The sequence below is a fragment of the Pseudocnuella soli genome, from assembly GCF_004347775.1.
Taxonomy (GTDB): domain Bacteria; phylum Bacteroidota; class Bacteroidia; order Chitinophagales; family Chitinophagaceae; genus Flavisolibacter; species Flavisolibacter aquaticus.
In genome coordinates this window covers 269,868-295,851 of record NZ_CP037755.1, presented here as the reverse complement: position 1 = coordinate 295,851, position 25,984 = coordinate 269,868, and the positions used below count along the sequence as shown (strand labels likewise).

Annotated in this window: 21 protein-coding genes; 10 read left to right on the top strand and 11 right to left on the bottom strand. The window is 50.6% G+C overall.

Annotation, left to right across the window (positions count from 1 at the left end; translation table 11 throughout):
- Positions 1 to 23: 23 nt before the first annotated feature.
- The 4 genes from EPD17_RS01205 to EPD17_RS01190 all read right to left on the bottom strand — a co-directional run bounded on the left by EPD17_RS01205 (position 24) and on the right by EPD17_RS01190 (position 4,013).
- On the bottom strand, positions 24 to 1,934 hold the full coding sequence (locus tag EPD17_RS01205) for a CocE/NonD family hydrolase (protein WP_132051076.1): 1,911 nt from the start codon (positions 1,932 to 1,934) through the stop codon (positions 24 to 26).
- Between the two features lie 137 nt (positions 1,935 to 2,071).
- Complete coding sequence (locus tag EPD17_RS01200) at positions 2,072 to 2,287, bottom strand: hypothetical protein (protein ID WP_132051074.1); 216 nt, start codon at positions 2,285 to 2,287, stop codon at positions 2,072 to 2,074.
- A gap of 55 nt (positions 2,288 to 2,342) precedes the next feature.
- Positions 2,343 to 3,308: a zinc dependent phospholipase C family protein gene (locus EPD17_RS01195; RefSeq protein ID WP_132051072.1), complete on the bottom strand. Its 966-nt coding sequence runs from the start codon at positions 3,306 to 3,308 to the stop codon at positions 2,343 to 2,345.
- Positions 3,309 to 3,386: 78 nt separating this feature from the next.
- Positions 3,387 to 4,013, bottom strand: a complete 627-nt coding sequence (locus tag EPD17_RS01190; RefSeq protein ID WP_132051070.1) for a DUF502 domain-containing protein — start codon at positions 4,011 to 4,013, stop codon at positions 3,387 to 3,389.
- Positions 4,014 to 4,197: 184 nt separating this feature from the next.
- On the opposite strand from EPD17_RS01190, the gene EPD17_RS01185 reads away from it, so the two are divergent.
- The 9 genes from EPD17_RS01185 (at position 4,198) to EPD17_RS01145 (ending at position 19,916) form a co-directional block, all read left to right on the top strand.
- The gene (locus EPD17_RS01185; protein WP_165929481.1) at positions 4,198 to 4,791 is read left to right on the top strand and encodes an RNA polymerase sigma-70 factor; all 594 of its coding nucleotides are present in this window, start codon (positions 4,198 to 4,200) and stop codon (positions 4,789 to 4,791) included.
- A gap of 81 nt (positions 4,792 to 4,872) precedes the next feature.
- Positions 4,873 to 5,994, top strand: a complete 1,122-nt coding sequence (locus EPD17_RS01180) for a FecR family protein (RefSeq protein ID WP_132051066.1) — start codon at positions 4,873 to 4,875, stop codon at positions 5,992 to 5,994.
- A gap of 303 nt (positions 5,995 to 6,297) precedes the next feature.
- Positions 6,298 to 9,492 (top strand): SusC/RagA family TonB-linked outer membrane protein, encoded by a 3,195-nt coding sequence (locus tag EPD17_RS01175; protein ID WP_165929480.1) that lies wholly within the window; start codon positions 6,298 to 6,300, stop codon positions 9,490 to 9,492.
- An 18-nt stretch (positions 9,493 to 9,510) separates the two neighbouring features.
- Positions 9,511 to 11,199, top strand: a complete 1,689-nt coding sequence (locus EPD17_RS01170; RefSeq protein WP_132051062.1) for a RagB/SusD family nutrient uptake outer membrane protein — start codon at positions 9,511 to 9,513, stop codon at positions 11,197 to 11,199.
- A 373-nt stretch (positions 11,200 to 11,572) separates the two neighbouring features.
- Positions 11,573 to 12,199 (top strand): TetR/AcrR family transcriptional regulator, encoded by a 627-nt coding sequence (locus EPD17_RS01165; RefSeq protein WP_132051060.1) that lies wholly within the window; start codon positions 11,573 to 11,575, stop codon positions 12,197 to 12,199.
- Entirely contained in the window at positions 12,196 to 13,599 is a 1,404-nt protein-coding gene (locus tag EPD17_RS01160; protein ID WP_114235606.1) for a TolC family protein, read from the top strand. The genes EPD17_RS01165 and EPD17_RS01160 overlap by 4 nt, the downstream gene beginning before the upstream one ends.
- A gap of 55 nt (positions 13,600 to 13,654) precedes the next feature.
- Positions 13,655 to 14,812, top strand: a complete 1,158-nt coding sequence (locus EPD17_RS01155) for an efflux RND transporter periplasmic adaptor subunit (RefSeq protein WP_132051057.1) — start codon at positions 13,655 to 13,657, stop codon at positions 14,810 to 14,812.
- 230 nt (positions 14,813 to 15,042) lie between these two features.
- Positions 15,043 to 18,633, top strand: coding sequence for an efflux RND transporter permease subunit (locus EPD17_RS01150; protein WP_132051055.1), 3,591 nt, complete (start codon positions 15,043 to 15,045; stop codon positions 18,631 to 18,633).
- A gap of 353 nt (positions 18,634 to 18,986) precedes the next feature.
- Complete coding sequence (locus EPD17_RS01145; protein WP_114235609.1) at positions 18,987 to 19,916, top strand: NYN domain-containing protein; 930 nt, start codon at positions 18,987 to 18,989, stop codon at positions 19,914 to 19,916.
- 61 nt (positions 19,917 to 19,977) lie between these two features.
- Here EPD17_RS01145 and EPD17_RS20280 read toward each other — a convergent pair whose 3' ends face one another.
- From EPD17_RS20280 to EPD17_RS01130, 4 genes are all read right to left on the bottom strand, one after another.
- Complete coding sequence (locus EPD17_RS20280; protein WP_262707872.1) at positions 19,978 to 20,112, bottom strand: hypothetical protein; 135 nt, start codon at positions 20,110 to 20,112, stop codon at positions 19,978 to 19,980.
- A gap of 115 nt (positions 20,113 to 20,227) precedes the next feature.
- Positions 20,228 to 20,476, bottom strand: a complete 249-nt coding sequence (locus EPD17_RS01140) for a hypothetical protein (protein ID WP_132051054.1) — start codon at positions 20,474 to 20,476, stop codon at positions 20,228 to 20,230.
- A gap of 181 nt (positions 20,477 to 20,657) precedes the next feature.
- The gene (locus EPD17_RS01135; protein ID WP_132051052.1) at positions 20,658 to 21,515 is read right to left on the bottom strand and encodes a phosphatidate cytidylyltransferase; all 858 of its coding nucleotides are present in this window, start codon (positions 21,513 to 21,515) and stop codon (positions 20,658 to 20,660) included.
- A 2-nt stretch (positions 21,516 to 21,517) separates the two neighbouring features.
- Positions 21,518 to 22,483 carry a CPBP family intramembrane glutamic endopeptidase gene (locus EPD17_RS01130; protein ID WP_132051050.1) on the bottom strand — a complete coding sequence of 322 codons (966 nt, stop codon included), beginning with the start codon at positions 22,481 to 22,483 and terminating at the stop codon, positions 21,518 to 21,520.
- A gap of 260 nt (positions 22,484 to 22,743) precedes the next feature.
- On the opposite strand from EPD17_RS01130, the gene dusB reads away from it, so the two are divergent.
- Positions 22,744 to 23,781 (top strand): tRNA dihydrouridine synthase DusB, encoded by a 1,038-nt coding sequence (dusB, locus tag EPD17_RS01125; RefSeq protein WP_132051048.1) that lies wholly within the window; start codon positions 22,744 to 22,746, stop codon positions 23,779 to 23,781.
- A 51-nt stretch (positions 23,782 to 23,832) separates the two neighbouring features.
- Here dusB and EPD17_RS01120 read toward each other — a convergent pair whose 3' ends face one another.
- The 3 genes from EPD17_RS01120 to EPD17_RS01110 all read right to left on the bottom strand — a co-directional run bounded on the left by EPD17_RS01120 (position 23,833) and on the right by EPD17_RS01110 (position 25,583).
- Positions 23,833 to 24,456 carry a transposase gene (locus tag EPD17_RS01120; protein ID WP_132051046.1) on the bottom strand — a complete coding sequence of 208 codons (624 nt, stop codon included), beginning with the start codon at positions 24,454 to 24,456 and terminating at the stop codon, positions 23,833 to 23,835.
- A 121-nt stretch (positions 24,457 to 24,577) separates the two neighbouring features.
- Complete coding sequence (locus EPD17_RS01115; RefSeq protein ID WP_132051045.1) at positions 24,578 to 24,907, bottom strand: DMT family transporter; 330 nt, start codon at positions 24,905 to 24,907, stop codon at positions 24,578 to 24,580.
- 82 nt (positions 24,908 to 24,989) lie between these two features.
- Positions 24,990 to 25,583: a glutathione peroxidase gene (locus tag EPD17_RS01110; protein ID WP_132051043.1), complete on the bottom strand. Its 594-nt coding sequence runs from the start codon at positions 25,581 to 25,583 to the stop codon at positions 24,990 to 24,992.
- Positions 25,584 to 25,984: the final 401 nt, after the last annotated feature.

Sequence of the window (25,984 nt, the reverse complement as noted above, 5' to 3'; positions counted from 1 at the left end):
CGTAGTTATTTCACCAATGTTTCCTAAAACGTTTTAGCCGGTGTAGTGCTGGTGTTGGTGCTATTGTGTTGTGCGCCGCCAACACCAACGGTCGATGAGCCAAATACTTGTATGGTGCTTTTAATAAAATCTTTTTCATCGGCTTTGTAAATGTTCTCCACGTATTGCTGCGGGTTGCGGTCGATGTAAGGAAACCAAGTGCTGTGGATCTGCACCATGATGCGGTGGCCTTTTTTAAACGTATGTAAAATGTCCTGCAGCGGCACCGACACATCGGTAGGCTGGCCGGGCACAAAAGGCTCGGGTTTTTCAAACGAATTGCGGAAGCGGCCACGGAACACTTCGTGCCGCACCAACTGCTGGTAACCGCCCATGATGATGTTTTTCGGATTGTGCTCGTACTGCGGATGATTGTCGGGGTACACATCAATCAGTTTTACCACAAAATCCGCATCGGTGGTGCTGAGTGCCACTTTTAACTTAGCCAGTATTTCACCGGCCACAGTCACCGCATCTGCTAGCGGTTCGGTTTGGAATGTGATCACATCGGGGCGGGTGCTGGCGTGGCGCTGGTCGTCGCTCATAAAGCGCCTGGGCGTAAACGTTAGTCCTTCAATCTGCGAGGTGTAAGGCACCGGCTTGGCGGGGTCGCTGATGTATTCAAACTTCGCATTGGGATCAACAGGTTTGTTGATAGACAGCTGCCCGTTGGGGCCAAAGTACAATTGCACCGGCGGAATATTTTTGGGTGGCCACACATCAAACTGCTGCCATTGCTTGGTGCCCGTGTTGAACATCCATGCTTCGGGCAGCGTATCGTTGCCGGTGCCTTTTAAGTAGTGATTAAAAAACGGCAGCTCAATATTTTTCTGGTAAAAAGAAGAAATGGAATCGCCAAAATAAATGTGGTTGTGAATGGCCTTGGCCGATTCGTTGGCCCAATCGCCATGTGCCCAGGGGCCCATCACAATGCGGTTTTTAGTGCCCGGGTTTCCGGCTTCAATGGTTTTGTAAATATTGAGCGGACCATACAGGTCTTCGGCATCAAACCAGCCACCAACAGTAAGCACCGCGGGTTTGATGCCGCTTTTCAGGTGCGGCAAAATGGATCGCTTTTGCCAGAAACTATCGTAGTTGGGATGATCAATAATTTGCTGCCAGAAAAAATTGCTGTCGTAATATTCTTTGGTGATGTTTTTCAGCGGGCCTTTTGCCAGGTAAAAATCATAGGCATTCTTGGGTTGGTTCTGGTACATCTTCATCAGCTGCGGCATGTACCAATCCTGGCGGGTTGTATCCTTTTTCTGCACACCAAAAACCGGGAAGGCCGGCGTGTAGCTTTGCAGGTACGTACCCATGTGGTGAAAATCATCAAAGAAAAAATCGGAGATGGGCGCCTGCGGGCTCACTGCTTTTAGTGCAGGGTGTGCATCGGGCAGCGAAGCTGCGCTATAAAAACCCGGGTATGAAATGCCGAAAATGCCCACGCGGCCATTGTTGCCCTTGATGTTTTTTACCAGCCAATCAATGCTGTCCCAGGTATCGGAACTTTCATCAATGTCCTTTTTGTTTTTGGGGTTGTTGCCCGGTATGTTAGGCGTCATGTTGTTGAATTGCCCGCCGCTCATATAGCGGCCCCGCACATCCTGGAACACCAGTATATAGCCCTCTTTTACCAGGTAATCGGAAGGGTGGCCCTGCGTGTTGAAATTGGCATACGATGAAGCATTATAACAGGTGCGGTTCATCAGCATGGGATAAGATTTCGATTTATCCTTGGGCGTGTACACAATGGTAAACAGCTTTACGCCATCCCGTGCAGGAATAAAATATTCGGCTTTGTCGTAGTGGTCGCGCAGTTTGTAAGTAGTATCGTGTTGCGCAAATGAAGTGATGCTGGTAAGCAACACCAGCAGTACAATCAGTGGTTTCATTTAGGTGCCATTTGAACACCTAAGATAGTGCGGAAACAGGTGCAGTAAAAAGTTTATATGGCCGGGCACAAGCCCATTTAAGCGCAAATAAATTGCACCAACAGCGCTGATAAAACAGCAATAGAAACAGGGGTTAATTACCTGCCGGAGGCAATCAGGGTAAATGCATTTTCATCGGCTGTAGGTGCCCAGGCCCTTTTGGGTGCGGGCCGGTCGGCGGCACATTCTTCCATGGCAAATTGCGATGTGCGGTTGCCCACAATTTGCGATAATTCGGAAAAAGAAAGACACTCGTCGCGGTGTTCGGGAGCTTTAACGGCGGCTTTATTCAGGTTGGTTTCAGATGGCTGCATATCTGTTCTTCGTTTCGCTTACAAATATAAGTCTTGCAATCGTTCGTTGCGCCCCTTATTCGTGTGCCCGCTGCAGCGTGCCTCCGCCTTTCCATGCATTGTTCAACTGTTCCCATTCCTGCTCATCTTCCAAGGTAAACAGGGGCTGTGCACCGGGTTGCACAACGGGCTGCCCTGCATCCACCCAAGCGGTAAACCAAAGCGAGGCCACCGCTGCAATGGACTGCTGCATGCGGCGCTCCACCATGCCATTGAGGCGTTGGTTAAATGCCTTGGTAAATGCGGTGCTGTACTGCCGCACCAATGTGCCGTTGCGCGGTTCAAATGCAAACTTTTGATCGGGGTTAAAAGTGGCGCTCAAATCTCTTTCGGTGCGCAAAACAGTGTCGGCGGCAGCAGCGCTTTGCAGCACCCGTTCCCAGATAAAATCTTGTGGGTTGCTTATGTATACTGCTTTGCCCAAATAAAAACTCCACTCGGATGCGGCCAGCAACTCTGGCACCCGGCTTTCCCAAAAACCATGAATGCCCTGCTGCCCCGTAAGCTGCCCATTGTAGTTGGCGGTGGCATGCAGCGGCACATGTGCATCGGCCACGTAGTGGCCCAGTTCGGCCGAAAGTTTAAGGATGCGGGCTGCGTCTTTTTGCCGGAAGGCTTCGGTCAATCTTGCCTGCATTATGGCAATCCACCACGGCACAATGCCATGTGCCTGCAGCGTGTCTTCGGTGTAGCGGGTTACGGCATTGTTCCAGCCGCGGGGCAATGAGTCAAAAGGAAAGGCACCGTATCGGTCCAGGTCGATGTAATGTCGCGGTGCTTCCTGCGGCACGGCGTAACGGCGCTTGTCGGGGTCCACGGCATGGTCGGCTAAAAAAAGGATATGCGGTTTGTATAGTTGCAGCATTTGCGGCGGCAGCAAAAACACCGCGTAGTAATTGATTTGCCGATGTGCATAAAAACCCCAGCATTGCGCCGTGTAAGTACACAGGCACAGGAGTGCCGCCAGTAGTTTTGGTTTCATGCACCATAAAGTAAAAAGTAAAAGGCAAAAAGTCAACAATCGCAGCGCTTGTTTGTGCCCGTTTTACCTTTTTTACTTTTACTTCTTCCCTTCCTCTACGTTGGTAACGCCTCCGCTGATGGCAAACTTCATCGTTTCGGCAGCGGTTATTTTTTCAATGGGTTTGATGCGGTTAGCGGGCAGCACATACACGTTGCCCGCAATAGAGTATGATAAGGGAATGTATACCACCACATAGCCATCCATACCTAGTTCATGCGCATCATCGCTGGTAACAAACCCTACACGCCACACATCGTTGTCGTCCACATTGGCCAGCACGGGACGGTTAAACTTTTTCTTTTCACCGGCAAAGGCTTCAAAAAAATCTTTTACCGTGGTGTAAATAAGCCGCACTCCCGGTGTTTTTTCCAGGAAAGAATCAAAGAGGTTGAACAGGCGCAACTTCAGGAAAAAAGAAGACAGGTAACCAATGATGCAGATGGATAAAATAACCACCACAAAGCCCAGCCCATAGTTGCGCACATACACCCGGCCGCCGGGTCCGTTTTCGGTAAAAATGGGCACCAGGCTATCAACCGACGATACCACCCAGTAAATGGTATAGGCCGTAATGGTTACGGGTGCAATGACCAAAAGCCCCTGCAGAAAATACTGGAACAACCTGCTGAACTGAAACCTGTTGGACTGATTGCCACCACTCATGCTGCAAAAGTAGGAGAGTTTGGTGTTGGGTGGTTTGGCGCCAGTTATAGCAAATAATATGCGTTTGTAAATACTGGCTGATCAAAACTTAATGTTGCGGCATCAACAATTTGCAGCGCGGTGCACTTGGTTTCTTTTAGGTAAACTGATACCTTCATACCGAAATATTGCACCCTACCTGACCATGAACGAACTTGCCACCATTACCGCATTGCAGCAGCGCATTGCTTTGTACGAGGATATGCGGGCCTACCAGGAACTGTACGGACTTTTGTTCAGCCGGCTGTTTCATTTTTCTTATGCCATGGTGCGGTCCAGGGAAGCGGCCGAAGAAATTGTTTCCGATGTGTTCATCAAGCTCTGGCAAATGCGCAACGAGCTGGGCAAGGTGGCCGCACTGAAAGTGTACCTCTACACCATTACCCGCAATTTTTCGCTGAACTATATTACCCGCAACCACAAGCATCACTGGGAGTCGTTGGAGGCTTTTGATGAAGCCGATTTTATGAACCCCGTTACTCCCGAAGACCTGGCCATTTCGGCTGATATGCACCAGCGCATACAGGAAGCCATCCGCCAGTTGCCGCCGCAGTGCCGCATTATTTTCCAACTGGTGCGGGAAGATGGCCTCAAGTACCGCGAAGTGGCCGAAGTGCTGCAGCTTTCGGTGCTTACCGTACGCAATCAAATGTCTATTGCGGTGCGCAAAATTGCAGCTGCACTGCCGCCAAGCCTCCGGCGGCAATTTGCCAGCACCGATAAATTTTCCCGCTCCTGATTGGCTTTTTTTACTGTTGTAAAAAATTTTTTGTGCCCCTTTGGTACATGCAGTTAAATACTGTGTCTTTCTTTTAATGAAATGCAGCCTTCTTCCGAACATCTTTGGTATTTAGTAAGCCTCAAGCTTTCTGGTGAGGCAGGTCCGGACGACCTGGCCGAGCTGGACCGGCTATTGAAAGAGGCGCCGGAAGCGGTGTTTCAGGTAGAGCAGTTGGAAAAGTTGTGGCGGCAACGAACAGAGCTGCCGCAGCAAAAGATCAACGAAGCATACAGCAGGCACCTGCAGCGGCTGAGCAACCACCTGTCGGAGCCGGCATTGCAATACACGCAAAACGAAACGCCGCAATGGCCCGAAGAAGAAATGGCAGTGCCGGTACGCAGTACCCGCTGGTGGTGGATGGGTGGCGTAGCTGCATCGCTGCTGATTGGCGTGGTGTTGTTCTTTATGCCGGGAAAGGAGCAGGGCGGCAAACTGCCGTCGCAAAACGTAGTGAGCACCCGGTTCGGATCTAAATCAAAAGTGCAGTTGCCCGATGGTACGGTGGTACACCTCAACTCAGGCAGCCTGCTTACCTACGACCAGGCATTTAATGGAAAGATCCGCGAAGTGCGGCTGAGTGGCGAAGCGTTTTTTGATGTGGCGCACAACAAAGACCGGCCGTTTATTATACACACCGATGCGGTGGATATAAAAGTGCTGGGAACGGCATTCAATGTAAGAGCCTACCCCGATGAACAAACTACAGAAACGGCGTTGATCCGCGGCTCGGTGGAGGTAATGCTGCTCCACAACCCGGATAAGAAAATAGTGCTCAAGCCCAGCGAAAAACTGGTGGTGCAGAATAAGCAGGACACGGCTGAAGCCAGGCCGCAACGGGCCACAAGCGAAGCCGTTCCGCTGGTAACAATATCGAAAGTGCACAACTTGGAAAAAGACAGCACGGTGCTGGAAACCAGCTGGGTGGACAACAAACTGATTTTTGAAAACGAAAGCCTCGAAACCATTGCACAAAAGCTCGAACGCTGGTACGATGTACGCATCACCATTACTGACGAAGGGCTGAAAAGGGAACGATATAAAGCCACGTTTGAAGGCGAATCATTGGAAGATGTATTGAACGCTTTGAAATATGCCGGAGCTTTTTCCTCAGGCGACTTTTCGTTTACAATCAATAAAAAAGAAGTGCGCATCATGCCCTGATGCCGTTACTATAGCTACCCTTTAATACTAAGTGTCAACTAGTGATTACCTGTGCTGCGGTGCATGGTAGGATACTGCTTTTATCACCTTAATTGCCTGCATATGAAACAAGCTCCTGCTACCTGACGCCCCAAAAAAAGAAAGCGGAACATGCTGCAACATGCCCCGCTGTTATGCTTTGACAAAGGGTTGCCCGCACTGGGCGGAAACCCATTCATCATCACCTTACAAACCCAAAGTATGAAATCATTTGGACATAACGCCCCTGCGGGGAGCGTTAGGTTATGCGTCAAATATTTATTGATGACAAAGTTTACGCTGCTTTTAATCATTGCCTGCACCTTTCAGTCGTTTGCACATGAAGGCCATGCGCAAAACAATATCAGCCTCGACCTGGATAAGGTGAACATAAAGCAGGCGCTGCACGCCATCGAATCACAGGGCTTTTACCGCTTTGTGTATAAAGATGAAATTTTGCCGCGCCGCCAAAAAGTAAGCATCCAGGTGCAGGATGCACCGCTGAACGAAGTACTGCCCAACCTGCTGAAAAATACATCGCTTACCTACCGGCAAATGAACGACCGGCTGGTGGTGATTTCAAGGGCCGACGAGCCCCGCGAGGAAGTGGTGTATGACGTGCCCGTAACCGGCAAAATCACCGACAGCGAAGGCAAGCCTCTTTCCGGTGTATCGGTGTTGGAAAAAGGCACCAGCAACGGCACCACCACCCGCGAGGATGGATCATTTTCACTAAATGTTGCCGGCCCGTCATCGGTGCTGGTGGTATCTTTTGTTGGGTTTGAAAACCGCGAAATAACCGTGGGCAATCAAAGTTCCATCAGCCTGCAACTACAAACTACCAACCAGCAAATGAACGAGGTGGTGGTAGTGGGTTATGGTTCGGTGCAAAAACGCGAACTGACCAGTGCAGTAACCACCATCCGCAGCAAGGATTTTATACAAGGCGCGGTAAACAGCCCGCTGCAACTCATTGAAGGTAAAGTGGCCGGTGTGGTTATTTCCAACCCCGCTGCTGCCGACCCCAACCGCGGTGCCGATGTGCAGGTGCGTGGTGCTGCCTCGCTGAGTGCAGGCAACGGTCCGCTGATTGTAATTGATGGCATGCCCGGTGGCGACCTGCGCAACGTGGCGCAACAGGACATTGAATCCATCACGGTACTGAAAGATGCATCGGCCGCGGCCATCTATGGTTCGCGGGGTGCCAACGGCGTTATTTTGGTGCAAACCAAAAAAGGCCGTGCCGGCCGGGTGCAGGTTACTTACGACAGCTTTATTGAGCACGACCGCATTGCCAACAAACCCGCCATACTTTCAGCGGAAGAATTTCTGGCCCGCAACCGCGATGTGGATCGCGGTGCCCGCACCAACTGGTACGATGAGTTGATCCGTGAAAACAATTTTGGCCAAAACCAGTTTCTGACCGTTTCGGGCGGCAGCGAAAACACGCAGTTCCGCCTGTCGGGCAACTACCGCAAAAAGACCGCAATCGATATTGCATCGGACCGCAAAGAATATGGTTACCGCGCCAACTTTTTGCAAAAAGCACTCGATGGCGTGCTGGAGTTTTCGGGCAATTTATCGCAACGCGTAGCCAACGAAGAGTACACCAACTATGGTGCTTTTCAGCAGGCAGTAAAACTCAATCCTACCATTCCCATCATGAACCCCAACGACCCGGCAAAATGGAATACGCTGCAGGGTTTTGATACCTACAACCCGGTGCAGGACCTGCTGGCAAGGGAAAACGGTGCCGACCGAAACTACTCGATCGTTGACTTCAACGTTCGCCTGAATTTGCTGCGCAACCTGTCGACCGAACTAAAGCTGGCCCGCCAGGGACAGGAGCTGCTGCGCCGTGAGTATTACACTTCCGCTGCCGCCGAATCGGTAAACAGCAACCGCACCGGCCGTGCCCGTGTGCAGAGCGAAAAATGGACGGATTATACTTTGGAGTGGACCGCCAATTACAACACCCGCATCAAGCTGCACGACATCCGGCTGATGGGTGGCTACTCGTACCAGGAGTTCAACAACCAGGGATTTTTTGCCGAGAACATGAATTTCCCGTCCGATGCCTTTAACTGGAACAACCTGGATGCAGGCAGCTGGAACCGCGAAAACGGACGCCTGGGTATGGACAGCTGGCGCAGCAAGGAAAAAACCATTGCGTTTTTGGGCCGTGCCATTTACAATTTCAACGACCGCTATTTTCTTACCGGCTCGTTCCGCTACGAAGGCAACACCAAGTTTGGTGTCAACAACAAGTGGGGTTTGTTCCCCGCGGTGTCGGCAGCATGGCGTGTTTCCAGCCTCGATGCATTGGCTAACTCCGATGCCATCAACGATCTGAAACTTCGGGTATCCTACGGCGTTACCGGCCGCTCTGGTTTTGGCCGCTACACTTCGCTGGCACGTTACACCGGTTATGGCCAGTATCCCAACGATGAAGGTGTTTGGACCCGTGTGTATGGGCCTGCCAACAACTACAACCCCGACCTGCAATGGGAAAAAGCCATTGCTTATAACCTGGGGGTCGACTTCTCCTTGTTCCGCAACCGTGTAAGTGGTAGCATCGACGCCTTTATACGCAAAAGCAGCGACCTTATCTCGGATTATGGCGTGCCTGTGGGCCCATACCTGCATGAGCGCATGACCGTGAACGTGGGTACTACCTCATCGCGTGGCGTGGAGCTGAACCTGAACTGGGATGCAGTAAAACGCAAGGATTTTTCGTACAGCACCAACGTAACCGCTTCATACATCAAGGCAAAGTTGGATAGCTGGTCGAACGACCGTTTCCAAAGTGAGTTTACCGAGTTGCAGGACCTGCCTTCGCCCGGTAACCCCGGCCCCGCCTTCCGCATGGAAGATGGTGTGGAACTGGGTTCCTTTTACGGGTATAAATATGCCGGTGTAAACAACGAAGGCAAAATACTGGTGTGGAAAGATGGCGAGGTGGGCAAAGAAGCCATCCTTACCTCGGAGGCCAACCGCGACCGCGACCGCACTTATATTGGCCACGGTGCACCGCACTACGAGCTGGCTTGGGGCAACTCGCTGGGTTACCGCAATTTCGACCTGACGTTGTTTTTCCGCGGCCGGTTTGACTACAACATCCTCAACCTGTACCAAATGTATTACGGCCTGCAGGCAGAGCCCAACGTAAACCTGTTGCGCGATGCTTACGAACGCAATGGCCAGATCACTTCGGGTAAGGTCATCATGGATTATTTCCTCGAAAAAGGCGACTACTTCAAACTGGACAACCTGACGCTGGGATGGTCGCCCAAGGTCAACTCAAAAGTGGTGAGCAGCCTGCGGTTGTACGGCACGGTGCGCAATGTATTTACCATCACCAAGTATTCGGGCCTCGATCCTACCACAGTAGGCATCACCGGTCTTACACCCGGCTATGGCGACCTGAACGTTTATCCCATCACCCGAAACTTTTCATTTGGCGCACAGGTTAATTTTTAACCGAAAAACTGCATTGACATGAACAAATTAAAATCGCTATACATCGCACTGGCAGCAACGGTGCTCCTTTCTTCCTGCACTAAGCTGGATGAAGAAGCATTCGATATTCTGCCTTCGGAAAATTATTTCCAGGATAAAAATTCCATCATTGCCGCGGTGCTGCGGCCTTACGAACATGCCCACTGGAACGCATGGGACGGCGACCGCTGGCTGCTGCAGGAGCTGACCGCCGACCAGTTTGTGTGGACACAAAAAGGCAAACACGGCTACGATGGCGGCGACTGGGTGCGGCTGCATGCACACGACTGGACCGTAGACGATAATCACGTGAACGGCGGATGGGTGGGCCCCTACCAGGGCATTGCACAGTGCAACGTGTTTTTAAAAGACCTTGGCGCACTGGACTATACCAAGTATGGCCTCACCGAGGCCGACAAGGCACAACACCTTTCAGAGCTGCGTGCCCTGCGTGCCTGGTTTTACCTGTTCCTCATCGACTTTTTCCGCGAAATACCCATCATCACCGAGCCGCAGCAATTAGTGGGTCAGTCGAGCCCGCAGGAAGTATTTGCTTTTATTGAAAAAGAAGTAAAAGAATCGATCCCGGGTTTGCCTAAAGAAGGAAAGGTGGGCCGCTGGAACCAGGCTGCTACTGCAGCACTGCTGGTGCGCCTGTACCTGAATGCAGAAAAATGGACCGGCACGCCAAAGTTCACCGAGTGTGCACAGGTGGCGCAGCAGATCATTGACGGTGCTTATGGCACCTACAGCATCGATGCCGATTACCGCGGTCCGTTCCGTTCGGGCATCAGGGCTTATCGTTCGCCGGAAAACCTGTTCGAGTTTCCGCATGCCCGCAACATCTACGAGTTTGGCTGGATCTACAATTCGATGATGCATTACCAGGCCCGCTACTCGCTGGATAATGACTGGGGTGGCTGGAACGGTATTCACCTCACACCATCGAGGGGATTGGACGGCAACCTGCTCACTTACAACCTGGGCAAGCCTTACGAGAAATATGCCGTTGCCGATAAACGCAAGCAACCGTTCCGAACCACATCGGCCGATGGGCAGTATGAAGGCTTTTTCCTGATTGGCCAGCAATACGAGTTCAATAAATCGCGGGGTTATGGTTTTGACAGTACCAAAATGGTAAACGGCACAGAGGAATACAATGGTAAACCGCTGGCGTTTGTTGACCAGGTGGGCCGTTTTTCAGAAAGGCCCGGAGGCCGCTGGAACGAAGGCTCGAACGTAACGACCGGCGAGGAAAACTCGGGTGTGCGGCTGCTGAAATTCCCGTGGCTGTCGATGACCGCCAACCTGTTCCAGTTCAACTCGGCACCGGAAATAAGGCTGGCGGAAATTTATTATTCGTTGGCCGAATGTAAGTACCGCAGTGGTGATAAAGCCACCGCAGCACAATTGCTCGATGCGGTGCGCAAACGCAATTTTACCGATGCTGCATGGCCGGCGCACAGCTATGTGCAAAACCCGGCCATGCTGACCGACAACGAGTTTGTCGACGAATGGGGCCGCGAGTTTATTGGCGAGCACCGCCGCCGCACCGACCTGGTACGCTGGGGCAAGTTTGGCGACGAATGGTGGGCCAAACCAAAGGATGCAAAAGACCGGACCGCATTTCCCATACCCTCCAGGCAGCTCAATACCAACCCGCTGCTGGAGCCTAACGGTTTCGAATAGGTGAAGTTGACGCAATAGTAGAAAAGAGGGCGCCTTTCCAGGCGCCCTTTCATTTGTGGGATATACAAAGCGGCCTTTTCGGAAGCGTCTGTTCAGTAGTACATGTCATGCCGAACTTGTTCCGGCATCTCCTTCAATCTGCGGAGTTTACTAAAGCAGCAGGAGATGCCGAAACAAGTTCGGCATGACAACTCGAAAATTCAACAATGGGAGTTGATTGTGGTTTGATATAGAGGCAAAATTGTTATTTGTTCAAGCTTGGCTGTGTTAGGATTTACTGTTGCCACTCACCACAAATAATTGCCACTTATCCCAAAATATGGTTCGGAAACTTTGGCTCCGAAAAAAGTTTCCATAGTTTTGCCCCTGTTTTATGGAACCAAAAGAGCGCATCCTGCAAAAGGCCCACGAGCTGTTCAACCGCTACGGCATCCGTTCGGTTTCCATGGATGAAATTGCTGCACAGGTAGGCATGTCCAAAAAAACGGTGTACCTGTATTTTGCCGATAAAGATGAACTGGTTTGCGCCGTATTCAACGGCATCATGACGCACAACCAGTGCCAGTGCCAACAGGACCGGAGCCGGGCCGAAAATGCCCTCCACGAAGTGTTTCTTGCCTTCGATATGGTGCAGGAAATGTTTGCCGAAATGAATCCGTCCGTACTCTTCGAAATGGAGAAATACCACCCCGGCGCTTTTGAGCAATTCAAACAATACCGCGACGGGTTTTTGTACCACATGATTCGCCAGAACCTGCAACGGGGCATTGCCGAAGAATTGTACCGCCCGGAGATTGACATTGACGTGCTGACCCGTTACCGCATCCACAGCATGATGTTGGCTTTTAATGCAGAAGTATTTCCCAACAACCGCACCCATCTTGTTCACATCGAACACCAGTTACTGGAACTGTTTCTGAATGGACTGGCCACCACAAAAGGCCGCAGGCTGCTTCAGAAGTATCAACATCAACGCACAAAAAAAGGGCAACCACAATGAAACCCGGATGGAGCATAACAATAGGCATACTGGCAGGCCTGCTGGCTGTTAACGGCGATGCATATGCGCAGCAGCGGCACAGCCTTTCGGTAACCGAAGCAGTGGCTTATGCACAAAAAAACAATGCACAGGTAAAGAACGCTTTGCTGGATGTGCAGATACAGCAGCAAACCAACCGCGAAATAACGGCCAGCGCTTACCCGCAGATCAATGGCAACGCTGCTTTTGGCTACAACCCGCGGGTGGCGGTGCAGCAGTTTCCCAACTTTATCGCCGCAGCCACTTATGGTGTGTTGCAAAATGAAGGGGTAAAAAACGGCAGTGGTGCACCCATTGTTTCGCCCAACGATTTTGGACTGGTGGCAGCAGCGTTCGGTACCAAGTTCAACGCATCGGCAGGTGTATCGTTGCAGCAGTTGTTGTTTGAAGGGCAGGTGTTTGTAGGGCTGCAGGCGCGGGCTACTTCCATTGCTTTCCAGCAAAAAAATGTGGAGGTAACCGAGGAGGGCATCAAGGCCAATATTTACAAAGTGTACTACCAGCTTTCGGCCAGCAAAGCGCAGTTACAGTTGTTGGATGCCAACATTGCACGGCTCGAAAAATTGCGCAACGATTTCCAGATCATGTACGACAATGGTTTTGCAGAAAAACTGGATGTAAACCGTGCCGCCGTGCAACTGGCCAACTTGCAAACCGAAAAGCAGCGGGCACTGAACACGATCGAAAACGGCTACCTCGGTTTGAAACTGCTCATGGGCATGCCCATACGCGATACGCTGGTGCTGACCGATTCGGTAACGGAAGCGCAGATCCGCGATGGTGTACTTGAGAACACGCAATACAATTACGACAACCGCAAGGAATACCAGCTGGCCGAACTGGGCAAGCGGCTGCGTCAATACGACATCAAACGTTACAAGCTTACGTATTTCCCAACCGTTGCACTGTCCAGCTCCTATTCACGGCTGACGCAAACCAATAAGTTCAACTATTTCAGCGGGGCGCAATGGTTCCCAGCATCGTCCATCGGGCTCAATATTTCGGTGCCCATATTTGATGGATTTGCACGGGCGGCACGCATCAAAAGGGCGCAGCTGCAATTGCAGCAAACCGAAAACGAAATGGAAGGTTTGCGTCTGAGCATCGACCAGGATGTGGCGGCAGCATTGAACAATTACCGGTCGGCACTCTCTACGCTGGAAACCCAAAAGCGCAATATAGAACTGGCCGAACTGGTGTATAGCCAAACCAAATTGAAACAGGAAGAAGGTCTTGGATCGGCAACGGAAATTTCAACGGCGCAAACCGATTTGCAGGTAGCACAAAGCAACTACATACTGGCGTTGTATGATGCCATCAATGCAAAGGTCGATTTTTTAAGAGCCACAGGTAAGCTGTAAACAAGCGCTGTTTTTACCAGCAAACAACAACCACACAACCACAAAATATAAATCAATGAACCGGATCATCACCGCATTGCTGTTGGCAATAATTGTTGCATCCTGCGGCAATGCGAAAAAAGATACAGAAGGAAACATCAACGATAAAAAAGTGCAGCTTGAAAAATTGCGTAAAGAGCAAAAAGAGCTGACGGCGCAAATAGATGCGTTGGAAAAAGAAGTGGGTGCCGCCGACCCCGCAACTGCCACTGCGCAAAATGCAAAACTGGTAACTTTGAGCCCCATTCAGCCAGCCGATTTTGTACACTATGTAGACTTGCAGGGCAGGGTTGATGCCACCAATATTTCGTACGTGGCGCCGCCCAATGGGCAGGGCGGTGTGGTAACGGCGCTGTATGTAAAACAAGGCGATGCGGTGCGCAAAGGGCAGGTGCTGGCACGCCTCGACGACCAGTTGATTCGGCAGCAAATTGAGCCGCTGCGGGTACAGCTTACCACAGCAGAAGACACGTACAAACGCACCAAAAATTTGTTTGACCAGGGCATTGGTACCTACCAACAAGTACTGACTGCACAAACACAAGTGGAAACGCTGCGCAAGCAAATTGGCATTTTGCAAAAACAAGCCGGCTTGATGACCGTAACTGCACCCAGCAGCGGTGTGGCCGATGCTGTGAATGTGCGGGTGGGCGAATTGTTTACGGGTACCAGTGTTGCAGGTCCGCAGATCCGCATTGTAAATACCGGTAGTTTGAAGATCACTGCCGAAGTGCCGGAGAACTATATTGGCCGCATTGGGAAAGGCAGCAAGCTGCAGGTAGAGTTGCCCGATATTGACAAGCGTTTTGAAACAAAAGTGAATGTGGCCGGGCAAACGATTGATGCGGCACGCCGTACCTTTTATATTGAAGCGCCAGTGCCATCGGGTGCCGGGCTGAAGCCCAACCAGGTGGCCTCGGTGAAAGTGCAGGACTATACCCGCACCGGCGCTGTAACCATCCCGGTAAATACGCTGCAAAACGATGATAAAGGCAAGTACGTGATGGTGGCCATTAAAGAAGGCGACCGCATGATTGCCCGCAAAATATATGTGCAGGTGGGCGAACTATACCAGGACCAACTAGAAGTAAAAAGCGGGCTACAGGGTGGCGAGCAGTTGATCACCGACGGCTTTCAAAGCCTGTACGACGGCCAACCGATTAAAACAGCGTAAGGAATAACGAACAGACGAACAAGGAACAGATGAATGTCGAAGTAGAATGATGAATCATTAATTATGAATTATGAGTTTGGATCAACCCGAATAATTAATAATTCATAATTAATGATTCATCATTCGAAATTCCTTGTTCCTTGTTCGATATTCTATACAAACTTCTTCTGTTCGACATTCCTTGTTCCTCTGTTCGACATTCATAACCGCCTCTTCTCCAAATAAAAACCATGAGTGTTTTAGAAAATCCCAACGGACCGTTCAAGCACTTCAGGCCCACCACCTGGAGCATCCTGAACAAAACCACCATCTACCTGCTGATGCTGTTTGTGAGCCTGGCGGGTGTGTTTCAATTTATAACGCTGCCTAAAGAACAGTTCCCGGACATTGTTATACCTAACATTTACATACAAACGATTTACGCAGGCAACACGCCCCGCGATATTGAGAACCTGGTAACGCAGCCCATCGAAAAACAGATCAAAAGCATCACCGGTGTTAAGCTCAATAAAGTTACATCCACATCGCAGCAGGATTTTTCCATCATCATTGTTGAGTTCGACACGGATGTGGATACGGACATTGCGTTGCAAAAAGTAAAAGATGCAGTGGACAAAGCAAAACAGGACCTGCCCACCGACCTAACGCAGGAACCCGTGGTGCTGGAAGTAAGCTTGTCGGAGCAGCCCATTATGTATGTAAACCTGAGCGGCGATTACGACCCTGCACGGCTAAAGCAATACGCCGATGAAATGCAGGACCGGCTGGAGGAGTTGCCGCAGGTAAACCGCGTGGATCTTGTAGGTGCACCGGAACGAGAGTTCCAGATCAACGTAGATAACCTGCGCATGCAAACGGCTGGCATCACCTTCGATGATGTGGCCAATGCCGTGGCGCGGGAAAACCTAGACATATCGGGTGGGCAACTGGAAGTGGGCAACATGCGGCGCAACCTGCAGTTGAAAGGACAACTGAAAACAGCGCAGGATATTGAAAACATTATTGTACGCAACAACGTTGGTGCGCCGGTTTACCTGCGTGATGTGGCCAATGTGCGGGATACGATAAAAGAGCGGGAAAGCTATGCGCGGCTCAATGGTAAAAATGTAATTACACTCAACGTAGTAAAGCGCTCCGGCGAAAACCTGATTGAAACGGCCGAAGGCGTAAACAACATTGTCGCCGAATTAAAAAAGTCCGTGTTCCCGCCCAACCTCGATGTAGTGATCACTGGCGACCAAAGCATCAATGCTCGCAACTCATTCAACGAGTTGGTGAACACGATCGTCATTGGCTTTATACTGGTGTTGGTGATCCTGATGTTTTTTATGGGTGTGGTCAATGCGTTTTTTGTGGCGCTGAGTGTACCCCTGAGCATTTTTGTGGCCTTCCTGTTTATACCCGGTGCCGAAGTAATTGCAGGCTCTGATGTAACACTCAATTTCATTGTGCTGTTTGCCCTGCTGTTTGGCCTCGGCATCATTGTAGACGATGCCATTGTGGTGATTGAAAACACGCACCGGATTTTTGTAGAAGGCCGTGGCCGTATCTCTGCCGAAAAAAGCGCCATGATGGCTGCAGGCGAAGTGTTCATACCGGTGCTGGCTGGTACGCTTACAACGCTGGCGCCGTTTTTACCCCTGTTATTCTGGCCGGGCATCATTGGTAAGTTTATGATTTACCTGCCTACGATGCTCATTTTTACCCTTACCGCATCGCTTATCGTTGCGTTTATCATGAACCCTGTTTTTGCAGTGGATTTCATGAACCATGATGAAGAAAACGGTGAGCCAAAATCGGCCATTTTTAGAAAGAAAGGCTTTTGGATTGGACTGGGGTTGGGCATTTTACTCGACATCATTGGATTTACATTTTTTGGCAACCTGCTTATTTTCATTGTACTGCTGGTGGTGTTCAACAGGTATGTGCTCAACGATGTAATCCACAGTTTTCAAAACCGCTTTTTACCTGGCCTCATGCGCCGTTACGAAAAGCTGTTGCGTTGGGCTTTAAAAGGTTGGCGGCCGGTGTGGCTGCTGCTGGCAACATTCGGGCTGTTTATTTTCAGCCTGGTTGTTTTTTTCATTGCCACATCCACGCAATGGGTAAAAGTGGTGTTCTTTCCCAATGCCGATCCCAACTTTATTTACACCTACATCAAGCTGCCGGTGGGTACCGATGTGGAGTATACCGACTCTATTACCAACCTGTTGGAAAAGCGGGTGTACAAAGTGTTGGACATGGAAGGAGGCAAGGAAAACCCGTTGGTGGAAAGTGTGATCTCCAACGTGGCGGTAGGTGCTGCCGATCCTATGAGCGGCGACCGCAGTACCCGCTCCGAGTTGGGCCGCATACAGGTGTCGTTTGTGGAATTTGAAAAACGCCACGGCAAATCAACCGCGCCGTATCTCGATAGCATCCGTGCAGTAATGAAAGGCATACCCGGTGCGGAAATATCGGTGGCACAGGAAAGCAGCGGCCCGCCCACCGATCCGCCGGTAAATATTGAAGTGGCCAGCGAAGACATTGACGACCTGATCAAGACCGCGGTAAGTTTGAAAAACTATCTTGATTCGATACAGGTGCCGGGCATAGAGGAATTAAAGATGGATGTGGACCTGAGCAACCCGGAGATAACGTTGATGGTTGACCGAAACCGGGCACTGGCGGAAGGTGTGAGCAGTGCACAAATTGGTATGCAAATTCGCACTGCATTGTTTGGTCGCGAGGTATCGAAGATCAAAGACGGTGAAGATGAATACAAGATACAATTGCGCAACCAGGAGCTGCAGCGCAACAATCTTTCCGACCTGCTGAACATGACCATCACGTTCAGGGATATGGCCACCGGGCAGGTAAAACGCATCCCGATTTCATCGTTGGTAAAAGTAGATTATACCAGCACGCAGGGCAGTGTAAAACGTAAGAACTACAAGCGTTTGATTTCCTTGCGATCGAATGTGTTGGAATCGCAGGGGTATACGGCGCAGGCGGTAAACACCGAACTGCAAGGCCACCTCGACCGCTTTCAAAATAAGCCCGATAACGTAACCATTGCACAGGCTGGCGAGGCCGCACAGCAAGCCGAAACAGTGGCCTTCTTAGGACAGGCGCTGGTCATTGCATTGATGATCATTTTGCTTACACTGGTGCTGCAATTCAACTCTATTTCAAAACCGGTGATCATTTTAACGGAAATACTGTTTTCCATCATTGGTGTGTTGCTTGGCTTCAGCATTACAGGCTTCAGTGTATCGGGTGTATTTACAGGCTTGGGCATTGTGGGGCTTGCAGGTATTGTAGTAAAAAATGGCATCCTTGTAATTGAGTTTGCCGAAGAATTGCGGATGCGTGGCTTGCGTATACGTGAAGCCATTATACAGGCAGGCAAAACAAGGATCATCCCGGTAATGCTTACAGCGCTGGCAGCCATCTTTGGATTGATTCCATTGGCTATTGGCCTCAACCTCAATTTCGTTACGCTGTTTTCGGAATTGAATCCACACCTGTTCTTTGGTGGCGATAGTGCACGGTTTTGGGCACCACTTGCATGGACGCTCATCTTTGGGTTGATCTTTGCATTTTTCATGACCTTGTTTATACTGCCCGGTATGTACCTTATTGCCGAACGGTTGCGCAGGCCCATGCGCCGGCAGTATGGTGGTAAATGGATTTCGTTCCTGGGCATACCGCCACTTACGCTGTTGTTTATTCCGCTGATGGTAGTAACTATGTTGCTGCACCAAAGAGCAGTGCGCCGCCGCCGGCGCAGGCTTAAAGGCAAGGAAGTAAATGAAGCATTTATCGGTAGTTGGTTTTAGTAGAATGCAGGATGGGTGAACGTGTAAACTAACGTCGGAGGTTAAACGAAAATGGAATGATCGTGTTTACTTAAATGTTGTAACGTCGTCCCATCCTGCATTAGGAATAGGTTAAAAAAGCGCCCCGGTTCTGACTCGGGGCGCTTTTTTGTTACATTTGTACCTATACAGATATAGCATTTTTACGCAGTATGCCGCTGCTTTTGCGCAGGCATGTTGATATATAGCAAGGTTACAGATGTCGTTTTTATAGCATGTTTTAGTGCTCACTGATCCGTATCGCCAGAACTATCGCTCCAGAGGACAAGTATGCACCGGCACGGTTGCATTTTTACTTAGATAATATTTTTATTATGACCAATGGATTTGAGAACCTGATCCGCATCGGGGTTTTTTACGATGGAAACTATTTTTCCGGCGTTTCTAATTTTTACAATTACCAGCATTCATTGCGCCGCCGCATTTCTATTCGCGGCTTGCACAGTTTTATAAAAGAGCAGGTGGCTACTGCATTGGGCACGCCTGCTTCGCTATCGCATATTGTAGATGCCCATTATTTCCGTGGCCGCCTCTCGGCGCAGGAAGCAGCGCAAAAAGGAAAGCTTTTGTACTACGAGCGGCTGTTTGATGATATCCTGATGAGTGAAGGCGTAACCACGCATTACCTGCCGGTAAAAGAACAATTTTCAAAGCGCTTGGAGAAAGGCATTGATGTATGGCTTTCGCTGGAAGCGTTTGAAATGGCGGTGTATAAAAAGTTTACGATGGTGGTGCTCCTGTCGGGCGACAGTGATTATGTGCCGCTGGTGCGCAAACTCAATACATTGGGCGTGCGGGTGATGGTGCTGGGTTGGGATTATGAATACACGGATGAAGAAGGCGCAAGGTACCAGCACCGCGTTAGCCGCGAACTGTTGAACGAAGCTACTTACCCGGTGCGCATGCACGAATTAATTAATGATCGGCGCTCCGAAGAAGATTTTATCAACCAGTTGTTTTTGCAAAAATCAAGAGCCGAAAATACCGACCGCAGTTTTGAAGCCGATGAAACCGAAGAGGAGGAAGAAGTGGTGTATGAAGATGCCGAGTTGCACAGCAGCTATGTGTTTTCGCTGAAGGATGGTTTTGGTTTTATCAAACATCCACCCAACAATTTGTTCTTTCATTACACCAATCTGCAGGATTGCAATTTTGAAGAATTACGTCCCGGCGACCCGGTGCGTTTTGTGATTGGTGAAAAAGAAGACGGGCAGGAATTTGCGTGCCGGGTGTATCGCAATTAAAACATCAAACGGCGGGCTGCAGCAAACAAATTTGTGTGTTCTGCAGCCCGCCGTTCCATCACTACTGTGGACCGCGTTGGGTACCGGCGTTTGGATCGCTAAGACTGCCATGTCCTTTCTCTTTTTTAGCTGCAAATACCATAAACGTACCCAGGCCCACCAGAAACAAAATCAGCACAATGATAAACAGCATCATAACCTAAGATTTAGAAAGTTATGGCTTGCAATATCATGCCAAAAGGTGGCGGTTTTTGCTGCGTTTTGGAACTGCGTTAGCCATTAAACAGGATGCAAATTGATCGACGGTTGACCTATATTTTGCCCTTGTAATCCCAATGGTCCTTCACTACTTTTCCTTCAGCATCTTTCAACAGCCTGCGGGCATATCGGTCGCCTTTGATGATGCCTTCCTCATTGGCCGTGCCGATAAACAATAAAATGGGATTGCCTTCTTCATCGGTTTTGATGGCCAAGTCATAATCGCGAAAGTGGGTGTGCACCATGCTCGAAGGCTCGTATTTTTTGGCCAGTTTCTTCAGTAGTTGACCGCCTATTTTCATAGGGATAGGTGCCGCTAATAGAGTGCCAGAAGAGTTGGAAGACGGAAGTCGGCCGTCCGAAGACGAGCCGGCTGTTTACTAGGTTTTTTCACCTTGCCAAAAAAAATTTGCGTATTAATACAGTCCCATTTGAATAAGTGCAAAGTTCTTCGGACCTCTGACTTCCGTCTTCCGACTTTCCCTACATCACCACTCCCACATACACCGCGCAAACAGTGGCGGAAAACAGCAGCGAATCGAAACGGTCGAGGAAGCCGCCGTGGCCGGGCATCATGCTGCCGCTGTCTTTTACACCGGCCATGCGTTTCAGCTTGCTTTCAAAAAGGTCGCCGTACGTGCCGCTGATAGCGCCCAGCGCTGCCAGTGCCGCAGCATGGCCTACGGGCAGCAACCCGCTGAAATAAGCAACCAGGCTAATGGTAAGCACGGCCAGCACGGCACCGCCAATGGTACCTTCCCATGTTTTTTTAGGCGAAATAGGCGAGAACGGCGTTTTGCCGATCAATGACCCGACGATGTACGCCATGGTATCGTTGATCCAGTTGGTAACAATCACCAGCAGCGGAATGGTGATTGCATAAGCCGCCTGCGGATAATCCTGCCTTGTGCGCAGCCCCATCAGCAGGGCCAGGCTAAGGGAAATATAAAGCAGGCCCGCAAAAAATGCCGGTACCAGCCTCCCATATTTGTTTTTGCGCGACACCAGCATGGCCAGCGCCGCGGCCAGTGCTGCCATCACCATACCGAGGCCTATTTCGGGCAGGGGGTAGAGCAGCGCAGGCAATTGCAGTTGGGTAAAAATGAGCATCAGGCCCCAGCCCAGCAGCGCAAAGCAAAACATGAGAGATTTAGCACCGTCGTCTTCCCTTTGATGCATGTGTTTCACCAAGCGGTAATACTCCCACCAGCAGCCAAAATGCACTGCTGAAAAAAGCAGCAGAAACGACCATTCGTTCCACAGTAACCCGGCGGCCATCACCGCTACAAACACTACCGATGAAAGGGCACGGGTACGAAAGGTTTGCCAATTAAAAGCCATGCTTAAGCAATAAAGTCGTTGGTTGAATTAGGTGGCGGCGCAACGGTTACCGGCTCGTCGGGGGTGTAGGTGGCGCTGTTGCGTTTCATCCACCACACAATGGCTGCCAGCAGGGCCACACTGCCCAGGGCCAGCCAGGGTAAAGTGGCCTGTGGCAAAAAGCCGCTCGTTTGGTTCAGCAGGTGCGGGTTGTAATGCAGGATCGTTACCAGCGTAGCATCGTATAAAAAGTGGGCAAGAATAGCCACCCAGATGGACCCGCTGTACCAGTAAAGGAGCCCCAGCAAAACGCCGAGGATCAGCCGCGGCGCAAAACCCAAAAACTGGAAATGAAAAAAGGAAAAAAGAAACGCCGTAATGATGATGCCCGCCCATGGGCTGCGGGTGCCTTGGATCATCATGCGCTGGATGATGCCACGGAAAAACAGCTCCTCGCCAATGCCTGCAAACAGTGCAATAAACACAAGGTTAGCAACTAGGTTGGTGGTGGTTTTTTCCACAAACGCCAGCTTCAGCACATTGCTCACTTCCGCTTCCCGTTGGTGCATCCATTCGTTCAGGGCGGGGCCCAGGTCCAGCTGCTGGTTCAGCATGCCGGTGTACTCTACCAGCGGCAGCGCCATTAGCAGGAGCAGCGATCCAACCAGCCAGTAGGCTTCGTGTGCCGGCTGCCGCAAACCAAGGTGTTGGCGGGGCTGCGGGTCGGAAAAGTAGGCAAACAGAAGCGAGGGCAACACAAACATGCCCAGGAATTGTGCAATGAGCCCGCTGCGGATGATGATTAGTTTGTTGGCCAGGTTCGAGCTGTCCCATTTGTTCATGTTCGACAGTTCGGCCAGGTTGATACCTGCCGCCTGTGCGCCAAAACTCATGGCCATCAAGGAAATAATGACCCAAAGGCCTATAGCCAGGCCCACAAAAAGCAGCAGTTGCACCCCTATGGGCTTTGTTTTAAGATACGTTTGCATAGCGCCTCCAATTAGGTACCGTATTTTTGCGTGCCCGTGAATTTGCCTGCCCAGCTTTTTTTGCAGAACAAAAACAGGTGTGTAAACGGGCTGCAGCACCCTGATGGAACCGCCGTTGCGACGCTCCGTTCAGGGTTCCGATCCCTTGTTCAACACCTGCGTTTACTGCGTTTGCCCACAGGGCAAATAAAGCGAACGAACGGGGCTAAAACACCGGGTAAAAGGCTGCAAGTTAAGTGCTCATTTATAAACCCAACCTTTTGGTACAGATAGCCAATATACAACTCCCCGATTTCCCGCTGCTGCTGGCGCCTATGGAAGACGTCAGCGATCCGCCCTTCCGTGCCGTGTGCAAGGTCAATGGCGCCGACCTGATGTACACCGAGTTCATCTCTTCGGAAGGCCTCATCCGCGATGCCATCAAAAGCCGCCAAAAGCTCGACATCTTTGAAGCCGAGCGGCCCGTGGGCATCCAGATTTTTGGCGGTGACGAAGAAGCTATGGCGCTCAGCGCCAAAATTGTGGACACCGTAAACCCCGACCTGCTCGATATTAATTTTGGCTGCCCCGTAAAAAAAGTAGTGAGCAAAGGCGCCGGTGCCGGCGTGCTCCGCGATGTGGACCTGATGGTGCGCCTGACCAAAGCAGTGGTGAATTCTACCTCGCTGCCTGTAACGGTAAAAACCCGCCTCGGCTGGGACCACGACAGCATCAACATTGAAGAAGTGGCCGAACGCCTGCAGGATGTGGGCATTAAGGCGCTGGCCATACATGGCCGTACCCGAGCACAGCTGTACAAAGGTGAGGCCGACTGGACCTATATTGCCAAAGTAAAAAGCAATCCCCGCATCCAGATTCCTATTTTCGGCAACGGCGATATTGATTCGCCGGAAAAGGCTTTGGAGTATAAAAACAGGTATGGTGTGGACGGCATTATGATTGGCCGGGCCGCCATTGGCTACCCGTGGATCTTTAACGAGATAAAGCATTTTGTGCAAACCGGCCAGCACCTGCCGCCGCCATCCATTCAGCAGCGAGTGGAAGTGATCCGCCAGCACCTGCACCAGTCTGTGGCGTGGAAGGGCCTGAAACCGGGCATTAATGAGATGCGCCGGCACTACACCAATTACCTGCGCGGGCTACCCAATATCCGCGACTTTCGTACTAAGCTAGTAACGCTGCCTTCGGTGGAAGAAATTGATGCGGTACTGGATGAGGTGGTGCGGCAGTATGATGGCTACCAGTTTACGCCGCGGCAGCTGAATATGGATGCGATGGCTTATAGCTGCGATAGCTGATAGCAGATGGGTGGCCACTGGTCTGGCCACTCGATGGTGTATATCGTATTGTCAGCCTTTTCCAAGTGGCCTGACCAGTAGCTCAGGCAGCAAAGCAGGATTGTAATTTACGGAGTGCTGCAGATCATGCTCTGTAAATCCGCCTAATGCATACAGCAGGTCTTTATTACACAACGTGCCGCTTCGTTTGCCCAGATAGTCGGCAGCGGAAGAAAAGGGCCAGTCCGCAGCGGTAGTAGCCAACCCCGCTTCTACCGGATTTTGATGCACATAGCAGATGCAATTGAACAGGTATTGGTCGCTGCAGTTGCACAACTCTTCCTGGTACAGGCATTTTGCCCTGGTCTTTTTCTGAAAAAGAACGCCGGTTTTTTCCTGCTCCTTATTGATGGCGCGGGTGTAAGAACTCAGGGTTTTGCCAATGGCATAGGCCAGTGCTTGCAGGTGTACTTCTTTTCCTTTTTGCAATAAAAATGTGCAGCCAGCTGGCTTGGGTACCAGCACAAAGTGAAAGTGGTTGGGCATAAGGCACCAAGCCAATACATCGCAGTGGGGATACCATTCGCGCCTGATTTTCCGGAGGAAAAACAGGTAGTGCTCCGGGCGAAAGAAAATGCGTTGGCGGTTGTTGCCACGGTTGTACACGTGGTAAGGTAGTTTTGGTTCGAAATGCATGGGCGGAAACTACCTATTTGCGGGTAGAAATGCAAGTGCTGGTTACTGGTCTGGCCACTGGTTAGAGTACTTTGTATTTTTAAGTCTTTTCCAAGTGGCCTGACCAGTAGCCAGCAGCAAACTAATGCGCCGAAACGGCCTTTAGCCCGATAATGGAACCGATGAGGGTAAAAATGAAAAAGATGCGCCAGAAATGCGCCGGCTCTTTAAACAATAATATTCCGATGAGGGCGGTGCCTACGGCGCCGATGCCCGTCCACACACTGTAAGCAGTGCCCAGCGGCAGCGTTTGTACGGCCTTGTTAAGCAGCAACATGCTCAATACCAGCGACAGAAAGAATCCTCCGTACCAAAGATTGGCCGTCATGCCCTTGGTTTGCTTGGCCATACCCAGGCAGGTAGTAAATCCCACTTCAAACAACCCGGCAATAATCAGGATAATCCAGTTCATGTTGCTGCATTAAGGGCACAAAAAAAAGGCATCAGCGCCACATGTCAACAAAAGGGCTGTTAAAAGCGTGGTGAGCAAAAAGTTACTGCGTTTTGATGGCCAAAGTTACCTCGCTGCCCAGCGGCGACACGGCCGGACCGAAATAATGGGTAAGCCGGCCCTGTTCATCGATCAGGTATTTCGAAAAATTCCAGTCGGGCGGGTGGTTGTTCCAGCCGTTTTGGTTGGCGTGGCTGAGCCACGCAAACAGCGGATGCTGGCCGGGGCCGGGCACTACGCTGGTCTTTTTGGCCAGTGGAAACTGCACGCCAAAATTGCGGGTGCAAAACTGTGCAATCTCCTCGTCGTTGGCTTTTTCCTGCTCTTTAAAATCGTTGGCCGGAAAGCCAATCACTTCCAACTTGCCATTGTATTGGTCGGCCAGTTGCTGTAGTTCGGTGTACTGGCCGGTGTAGCCGCATTCCGAAGCGGTATTTACCAGCAATACTTTTTTGCCTTTTAACGATGCCAGCGGCAACGTTGTGCCGTTGTTCAGGGTTATATCAAGGTCGTACAGCGTTTGTGCGGGTTGTTTGCCCGTGGTGTTGGTCAGCTTGCGGCCATGCTTGTCAGTGCTGCCTGCGGTTTTCATCAGGAGCGGGTAAATCCATTTTAAAAAACGCTGTTTCAGATTCATGTCTTTTGTTTTAATGCCTAAGCAAAATGTGCAGCGGCCAATGTCGCGTTGCTAATGCGTTTCAAAGCATTAACTGCAATTTATACTCCAAAACCGGCCGCGTTGCCTTTAGTGAAATACAAACCTTCGGTGCAACAACGGGGCACATTCCGCGGTTTTGGGGGTTTGCCTGCCCACATATTTCTTATTGCGCACAGCCGTTTATTAAGTACAAACCTGCACCGCCTGCATATGAAAACATGTATAGGCCTGAAATTGTTGCGGGGCGTACATTTCCGTAGTAAGCTTACTGCACGAATCAGGTTTAAATTGAATAACTTGCCCTTGTATCCGTGGCGGCCTGCACAGCAATCCGCCTTCCAAATCCCATGAAAATGAGCAACCCCAACTGCATGCAGGCA

Bases quoted from the DNA above. Each gene is read 5' to 3' on its own strand.
- EPD17_RS01205 (WP_132051076.1), bottom strand. From the start codon at position 1,934: ATGAAACCACTGATTGTACTGCTGGTGTTGCTTACCAGCATCACTTCA.
- EPD17_RS01200 (WP_132051074.1), bottom strand. From the start codon at position 2,287: ATGCAGCCATCTGAAACCAACCTGAATAAAGCCGCCGTTAAAGCTCCC.
- EPD17_RS01195 (WP_132051072.1), bottom strand. From the start codon at position 3,308: ATGAAACCAAAACTACTGGCGGCACTCCTGTGCCTGTGTACTTACACG.
- EPD17_RS01190 (WP_132051070.1), bottom strand. From the start codon at position 4,013: ATGAGTGGTGGCAATCAGTCCAACAGGTTTCAGTTCAGCAGGTTGTTC.
- EPD17_RS01185 (WP_165929481.1), top strand. From the start codon at position 4,198: ATGAACGAACTTGCCACCATTACCGCATTGCAGCAGCGCATTGCTTTG.
- EPD17_RS01180 (WP_132051066.1), top strand. From the start codon at position 4,873: ATGCAGCCTTCTTCCGAACATCTTTGGTATTTAGTAAGCCTCAAGCTT.
- EPD17_RS01175 (WP_165929480.1), top strand. From the start codon at position 6,298: ATGACAAAGTTTACGCTGCTTTTAATCATTGCCTGCACCTTTCAGTCG.
- EPD17_RS01170 (WP_132051062.1), top strand. From the start codon at position 9,511: ATGAACAAATTAAAATCGCTATACATCGCACTGGCAGCAACGGTGCTC.
- EPD17_RS01165 (WP_132051060.1), top strand. From the start codon at position 11,573: ATGGAACCAAAAGAGCGCATCCTGCAAAAGGCCCACGAGCTGTTCAAC.
- EPD17_RS01160 (WP_114235606.1), top strand. From the start codon at position 12,196: ATGAAACCCGGATGGAGCATAACAATAGGCATACTGGCAGGCCTGCTG.
- EPD17_RS01155 (WP_132051057.1), top strand. From the start codon at position 13,655: ATGAACCGGATCATCACCGCATTGCTGTTGGCAATAATTGTTGCATCC.
- EPD17_RS01150 (WP_132051055.1), top strand. From the start codon at position 15,043: ATGAGTGTTTTAGAAAATCCCAACGGACCGTTCAAGCACTTCAGGCCC.
- EPD17_RS01145 (WP_114235609.1), top strand. From the start codon at position 18,987: ATGACCAATGGATTTGAGAACCTGATCCGCATCGGGGTTTTTTACGAT.
- EPD17_RS20280 (WP_262707872.1), bottom strand. From the start codon at position 20,112: ATGATGCTGTTTATCATTGTGCTGATTTTGTTTCTGGTGGGCCTGGGT.
- EPD17_RS01140 (WP_132051054.1), bottom strand. From the start codon at position 20,476: ATGAAAATAGGCGGTCAACTACTGAAGAAACTGGCCAAAAAATACGAG.
- EPD17_RS01135 (WP_132051052.1), bottom strand. From the start codon at position 21,515: ATGGCTTTTAATTGGCAAACCTTTCGTACCCGTGCCCTTTCATCGGTA.
- EPD17_RS01130 (WP_132051050.1), bottom strand. From the start codon at position 22,483: ATGCAAACGTATCTTAAAACAAAGCCCATAGGGGTGCAACTGCTGCTT.
- EPD17_RS01120 (WP_132051046.1), bottom strand. From the start codon at position 24,456: ATGCATTTCGAACCAAAACTACCTTACCACGTGTACAACCGTGGCAAC.
- EPD17_RS01115 (WP_132051045.1), bottom strand. From the start codon at position 24,907: ATGAACTGGATTATCCTGATTATTGCCGGGTTGTTTGAAGTGGGATTT.
- EPD17_RS01110 (WP_132051043.1), bottom strand. From the start codon at position 25,583: ATGAATCTGAAACAGCGTTTTTTAAAATGGATTTACCCGCTCCTGATG.